Annotated in this window: 7 protein-coding genes; 2 read left to right on the top strand and 5 right to left on the bottom strand. The window is 72.5% G+C overall.

What is annotated here, in order from left to right; translation table 11 throughout:
• Nucleotides 1–188 precede the first annotated feature (188 nt).
• Nucleotides 189–551 carry a hypothetical protein gene (locus JNW89_RS24600; protein WP_238448906.1) on the bottom strand — a complete coding sequence of 121 codons (363 nt, stop codon included), beginning with the start codon at nt 549–551 and terminating at the stop codon, nt 189–191.
• 321 nt (nt 552–872) lie between these two features.
• The gene (locus JNW89_RS24595; protein WP_238448905.1) at nt 873–1,364 is read right to left on the bottom strand and encodes a GNAT family N-acetyltransferase; all 492 of its coding nucleotides are present in this window, start codon (nt 1,362–1,364) and stop codon (nt 873–875) included.
• Between the two features lie 91 nt (nt 1,365–1,455).
• On the opposite strand from JNW89_RS24595, the gene JNW89_RS24590 reads away from it, so the two are divergent.
• On the top strand, nt 1,456–1,902 hold the full coding sequence (locus JNW89_RS24590) for a DUF2809 domain-containing protein (protein WP_238448904.1): 447 nt from the start codon (nt 1,456–1,458) through the stop codon (nt 1,900–1,902).
• Nucleotides 1,903–1,967: 65 nt separating this feature from the next.
• Here JNW89_RS24590 and JNW89_RS24585 read toward each other — a convergent pair whose 3' ends face one another.
• On the bottom strand, nt 1,968–3,251 hold the full coding sequence (locus JNW89_RS24585; protein WP_238450673.1) for a CoA transferase: 1,284 nt from the start codon (nt 3,249–3,251) through the stop codon (nt 1,968–1,970).
• Nucleotides 3,252–3,370: 119 nt separating this feature from the next.
• Between JNW89_RS24585 and JNW89_RS24580 the strand changes: the two genes are divergently transcribed.
• Complete coding sequence (locus JNW89_RS24580; protein ID WP_238450672.1) at nt 3,371–3,838, top strand: ATP-binding protein; 468 nt, start codon at nt 3,371–3,373, stop codon at nt 3,836–3,838.
• An 11-nt stretch (nt 3,839–3,849) separates the two neighbouring features.
• Here JNW89_RS24580 and JNW89_RS24575 read toward each other — a convergent pair whose 3' ends face one another.
• Both JNW89_RS24575 and JNW89_RS24570 read right to left on the bottom strand, forming a co-directional pair.
• Nucleotides 3,850–4,788 (bottom strand): ribose-phosphate pyrophosphokinase, encoded by a 939-nt coding sequence (locus JNW89_RS24575; protein ID WP_238450671.1) that lies wholly within the window; start codon nt 4,786–4,788, stop codon nt 3,850–3,852.
• Nucleotides 4,789–5,005: 217 nt separating this feature from the next.
• Nucleotides 5,006–5,839, bottom strand: coding sequence for a phosphoribosylaminoimidazolesuccinocarboxamide synthase (locus tag JNW89_RS24570; RefSeq protein ID WP_238450670.1), 834 nt, complete (start codon nt 5,837–5,839; stop codon nt 5,006–5,008).
• Nucleotides 5,840–6,203 lie beyond the last annotated feature (364 nt).

Below are 6,203 nucleotides of genomic sequence, written 5' to 3'. Positions count from 1 at the left end.
CCGCCGGGTCGGGCGGCGCGACGGCCACCGCCGGGGGCGAGGTCGCGGCGGAGGCCACCGAGGTCATCCAGACCGGCGACATCTCGGGTACGGCGCAGCGGGCGGCGCTGCCGATCCTGCCCGCGCCGCGGGTCGCCTAGAGCGTGCCCTGCCGATGTGTGGTCCGCCCCGCTGCTGATCCAGTCGCATCACGAATGCGAGGGAGACGGCGAGGGTGCCGATGAGCCCACCACCTGCAGAACGCGTTGGCGCAGCTCGTCCTGCGCCGAGGGCCAGGGATGGGAGAAGGCGGCGGCTTCCAGCGATCTGGGGAAGATCCGGCGGACGTCCGGATTTTCTTCACCATCCTCCGGAGCCTCGTAGGTGACGGGTGGCCCCAGATGCAAGGCGATCGGCATCCCCAGCCCGGAGAGCTGGTTGAGGTCAACACCAGCCGGTCCCTCGGCAACATCTGTGAGCCCCACCCACCGGCAGTTCACCCACGTGTAGACGGTGCGTACCTCGTCCACCGCGTCAGCCTCGGCCGGCGCCACCCCGAACACCGACGCCACGCACACCGGCCGGGCCCGGGTTCCCGCGTGACTTCAGTCCGAAAGGTCGGGTCGTGTTCGAGCACCTCCACGACCCGCGCACCGAACTGTTCGCGCAGCGGCCCAGGCGGCAGCTTCCGCCCGTCGGGCGCGGACATCCACCGGACGACGACGACGCCCGACGCCACGAGGACCAGCAGCGCCAGTGCCAGCACTCGCCATCGACGCATGGGCGAGCCTCCCTGTTCAGATCACGCGAGCCCCGGTGCGGTTGACGGGCGTGACGCTAGCCGACCGCGTGCGGTACCGGTGGCCCTGACCGCGCGATCAATTCAAGGACCCCTACATCAGCTGCCTGCCCAGCGAGAGACCGGCGTCGGTGTAGCCGTTCCGGCTGTAGAAGCGCACGGCATCAATGTTGCGGTGGTGGATGCCGGCGGACAGATAGGTGATTCCACGGTCGGTTGCCCATCGTTCGGCCGCCTCCAGCAGCGCTGTTCCCACCCGGAGCCCTCGCGAATCGGGCAGTACGACCGTGTGCACCTGCGCCGAAGGCTCGGGCCGCAGGATCTGATGTTCCGGCGGGTCGGAGTTCCGCAGGACCTCCACCATCCCGACCACCCGGCCAACGGCCTCGGCAACGAGAACGGCATCCCGCCTCGACTCGTCGGCCAACACCGCCGAGAAGTGTTCAACCACCGCCGCACGCTGTGGAACGCGGTAGGTATCAGGGTCGAGAGCCAGATGCGCCTCGGCGTTGGCCAGGCGCAGCTCCACCAGGAAGGGAACGTCTGCCAAGCTCGCCGGCCGAATCCGCACGTCTGCCTGCTGCACCCTGCGGAGCCTAAGCCACCATGATCGCCAGGACGGGGCCTGGCCCGGACAGGGGCGGCGTGCTCGACGTGCACTGACTAGCATCCCCGAAATGTCGATCACGCCCAGGACGGTCCGGCTGCTCATGCCGGTGGCGGCGGCGCTCTTCCTCGGCGTTGCCCTGGCCGTCCGAGCCGTCGACGACGGCGCGTTGCGGCAGTACTCCGGCACCGCCCTGTACGCGTCGATGGTGTGGGCGGGGGTGCTGTTCCTGTGGCCACGGATGGCGCCGGTGCCGGTCGGGGTGATCGCGGTGCTGTTCTGCTGGCTGGTGGAATGCGCGCAGCTGACCGGGGTGCCGGCGGAGTTGTCGGCGCGGAGTCTGGTCGCGCGGCTGGCGCTCGGGGTCCAGTTCGATCCGGTCGATCTGGTCTGGTACCCGATCGGGGTGATCCCGCTGGCCGCACTGCACCGACTGGTGGCCGGTGGCGTCCCGCTCACCCCTCGCGGGCAGCGGCGGCGGGAGCGCTCCGCTCACGCCGGTGGCATGCCTGACTGATCGCCTGCCGGGGACCGCACATCGGGTCGTCGGTCGCCGAGTCTCGGGGGCGCGGGTAAGGCTGGTCAGTCGGGGTACGGGCGGCCGGTCAGCCAGGCGCGGATGTCGTCGCCGTGCTCGTCGAGGGCGGGCGGTGGCAGGTCGTAGCGGGGTGGGGTGGCGGAGAAGCCGATCGGGTGCCGGACGCCGGGCACGCCGCCGGCCGCCACCACCGGGTCGAGCCCGAGCTCTTCGGCCAGCGCGACCCCGCCGTCGACGGTGGTGATCGGGGCGCACGGCACACCCGCCGCGGTCAGGTCGCGGAACCACTCGTCCCGGGTCCGCCGGGCCAACCGCGCCACCAGGATCGGGCGCAGGGCGTCCCGGTGCACGGTGCGGTCCTGGTTGCGCCCGAACCGGGGGTCGTCGGGCAGCTCGGGCAGGCCGAGCACCTGGCACAGCCGGCGGAACTGCCCGTCGTTGCCGGCGATGATGACGAGGTCGCCGTCGGCGGTGGGCAACGGCTCGTACGGGAACAGGCTCGGGTGGGCGTTGCCCATCCGGTACGGGGCCGCGCCGCCGGCGACGTACCCGCTGGTGTGGTTGACCAGACCGGACAGCGCCGAGGAGAGCAGGTTCACCTCGACGTGCTGGCCGACGCCGGTGCGGTCCCGGTGGTGCAGGGCGGCGAGGATGCCGACCGCCGCGTGCAGGCCGGCGATCACGTCGAACACGGCGACACCGGCCTTGTACGGCGGGCCGTCGGCGTCGCCGGTGAGGCTCATCAGGCCCGACGCCGCCTGGACCATGAGGTCGTAGCCGGGCAGGTGCGCTCCACCGTGGGCGCCGAAGCCGCTGACGGAGGCATAGACGATCCCTTCGTTGCCGGCCGCCACGCTGTCGTAGTCGAGGCCGAAGCGGCGCAGGCCGCCGGGGCGGAAGTTCTCGATCATGACATCGGCGCGGCGGGCGAGTTCCCGCGCGACGGCCAGGTCGTCGGGGTCGGCGAGGTCGAGCGCGATCGAGCGCTTGTTGCGGTTCACGCCGAGGTAGTAGGTGGAGACGCCCTCGCGCGCCGGCGGCGTCCAGGCCCGGGTGTCGTCCCCGCCGGGCCCCTCCACCTTGATCACCTCGGCGCCGAGGTCGGCCAGGAGCAGCGGCCAGTGCCGGTTCGCCGGGCGGGCGTAGCCGGCGGCGGTCGCCCCGGACCAGGCCAGCATCGCCAGCAGGACGGCGCCGGCGGCGAGCGGGTGGGCGTACCGGTCGGCATCGCGGAGCACCAGCAGGCAGACGTACCCCAGGGCGGCGAAGCGGAAGACGGCGATGGAACGCCACAGCGGCACCTCGAGACCACCCGGCGGCGACGGCATGGCCGTCACGATGCCACAGCCGCCGGCCGGCCCGGCGACGCCGCCGGTCGCGGGACGGAGAACCCTGACGTACGGTGGAAATGCCGCGAAACTCCGAGACCGGCTGTCGGGACAGGGCCATGACGAACGCAGATCCGCCCCCGCCGCGTACGGTTGTGCCCATCGAATCTTCCGTTCTCATCGCCGAGGCCTTCGAGCAGGCCCAGGTGACCGAGCTGCGCCACTCGGTCACCTCCTGCGCGCACGCCTCGGGGCTGAACGGCCAGCGGCTGGACGACTTCGTCCTCGCCGTCAACGAGCTGATCACCAACGCCGTCCGGCACGGCGGCGGTCAGGGCTGGCTGCGGCTGTGGCAGCGGGCCGACGAGCTGGTCTGCGAGGTCTCCGACCACGGCGCGGGAATCAGCGCCCAGCGGCTCGGCGACCACAGCCGCCCCGCGCCGGACACCGCCGGCGGGTGGGGGCTCTGGCTGGCCCGGGAGCTGAGCGACGCCATGGAGGTCGAGACCAGCCCGGCCGGCACCACGGTACGGATCAGCGCCCTGACCCGGGCGCTGCGCCCCGCGGGCGGCCCGGCCGGCGACTGATCCGGATCGACTCAGCCGAAGAGCGCGCTGACCGACTCGCCGTTGTGGATCCGCCGCATCGCCTCGGCCAACGCGGGCGCCACCGAGAGGATCTCCAGCTTCGGCACCCGCTTCTCCGCCGGGATCGGGACCGTGTTGGTGCAGACGATCTCCAGCACCCCGTCCTCCCCGCTGAGCCGCTCCAGCGCCCCGCTGGAGAAGAGCCCGTGCGTGCAGGCGAGCCGGATCGAGCGCACCTTCCGCTCACGCAGGTGCGCCATCAGCTCGATCACCGTGCTGCCCTTGGCGATCTCGTCGTCGAGGACGATCACGTCCCGGTCGGCCACGTCGCCGATCACCGTACTGATCTTGACTCGGTCGTCGCTGAACCGCTGCTTCGCCCCGGCCGCCACCGGCGTACCGAGCATCCGGGCGAAGGCGGCGGCCTCCTTGGCGTTGCCCAGGTCCGGCGAGACCACCACGGTGTCGGTCAGGTCGTAGCGCCGGAAGTGGGCGGCCAGCTCGCGCAGCGCGTGCAGGTGGTCGACGGGGACGCTGAAGAAGCCGTGCACCTGCGGCGAGTGCAGGGTCATCGCCAGCACCCGGTGCGCCCCGGCCGAGGTGAGCAGGTCGGCGACGAGCCGCCCGCCGATCGAGATGCGCGGGGCGTCCTTCTTGTCCGACCGGGCGTACGCGTAGTGCGGCAGCACCACGGTGATCCGGCCGGCGGACGCGCCCCGGGCGGCGTCGATCATGAGCAGCAGCTCGACCAGGTGCTCCTGGACCGGCGGCACCAACGGCTGGATCAGGAAGACGTCACGCTCCCGGCAGTTCGCCTGCAACTGCACCTCCAGGCAGTCGTTGGCGAACCGGGAGACCCGCACCGGGTGCAACGGGACGTCGAGGTGGGCACAGATCTCGGCGGCGAGTTCGGGATGGGCGGTTCCGCTGAACACGGCGATGTCGCGCACGGTCCAGATCGTACGGACGGCCGCCGGCCGGACGACGCGTGGGCGACGGCGCGTTGCCTCTCTGGGTACGGTGCCGCAATGACTCTTCGCGCCGCACTGGCGCAGCGACGCCCGGGGCGTGATCGCCGGGCTGACCGGCTACCTCGCCAAGGGCCGGGAGCGCGAGCTGCGGCAGTGGCGCAAGGCGGTGGGGTGCACCCTCGACTGGGTCGAGTGACTACGCCCAGCGGTTGCCGGTGAGCTTCTCGTAGACGTCGACGTAGCGGGCCCGGGTCGCCTCGACCACCTCGGCCGGCACCTCAGGGGCCGGGCCCTGCTTGTCCCAGCCGCTGTCGGTCGCCCAGTCCCGGACGTACTGCTTGTCGTAGGAGAACTGCACGCGGCCCGGCTGGTACGACTCGGCCGGCCAGAACCGGGACGAGTCGGAGGTCAGCAGCTCGTCGCCGAGCATCAGGGTGCCGTCCGGCGTCCAGCCCAGTTCGAGCTTGGTGTCGGCGACCAGGATGCCCCGGTCGGCTGCCAGCTCGGCGCCGCGCCGGTAGACGTCGATGGTGATCTGGCGCAGCCGCTCGGCGGTCTCCGCGCCGACCTTGTCCACCACCTCGGCGAAGGTGATCGGCTCGTCGTGCTCCCCCACCGGCGCCTTGGTCGACGGGGTGAAGATCGGCTCGGGCAGGATCGACGCCTCGACCAGGCCGCGCGGCAGCGCCACGCCGGAGACGGCGCCGGTGCGCTGGTACTCCTTCAGGCCGCCGCCGGTCAGGTAGCCCCGGGCGACGCACTCCACCGGGACCATCTCCAGCCGCCGGCAGCGGATCGCCCGGCCGGTGAACTCGGCGGGCACGTCGGTGGTCGAGACGACGTGGTTCGGCACCAGGTCGGCGAGCTGCTCGAACCACCAGACGGAGAGGGCGGTGAGCAGTCGACCCTTGTCCGGGATCGGCGTCGGCAGCACCACGTCGTAGATCGAGATGCGGTCGGAGGCGACCAGGATCAGGTCGTCGCCGTCGGCGTAGACGTCCCTGACCTTGCCCGAGTGCAGAAGTTCCACGCGCCCTAGTACATCAGACGGCGTCGGGACGCCCGGTGCGGCCACCGGCCGTCCCGAGGCCGGCGGGCCCGGGCCGGCTCGGCACGTATCGATGCCGGTCAGCGCCCGGGCGACCGTCCCCCCCGCCGCCGGCCGCCCGGCGTTCGACACCCGGGCTCACCGCCTGCGCTGAATGGGCTCGGCACGTATCGATGCCGGTCAGCGCCCGGGCGACCGTCCCCCCCGCCGCCGGCCGCCCGGCGTTGACACCCGGGCTCACCGCCTGCGTGAATGGTCCGGCCCGCACCGCCGCGCACCAGGAGCCCCCCGTGCCCGCTGCCCGCCCTCCGCGCCCCCGGCCCGGCGCCGACCCGGACCGGCGGCG

It is taken from the genome of Micromonospora sp. 4G55, from assembly GCF_016803375.1.
The sequence above is the reverse complement of the archived record's forward strand: the minus strand, read 5'-3'. Positions and strand labels throughout refer to the sequence as shown.

Bases quoted from the DNA above. Each gene is read 5' to 3' on its own strand.
- JNW89_RS24585 (WP_238450673.1), bottom strand. From the start codon at position 3,251: ATGCCGTCGCCGCCGGGTGGTCTCGAGGTGCCGCTGTGGCGTTCCATC.
- JNW89_RS24580 (WP_238450672.1), top strand. From the start codon at position 3,371: ATGACGAACGCAGATCCGCCCCCGCCGCGTACGGTTGTGCCCATCGAA.
- JNW89_RS24590 (WP_238448904.1), top strand. From the start codon at position 1,456: ATGTCGATCACGCCCAGGACGGTCCGGCTGCTCATGCCGGTGGCGGCG.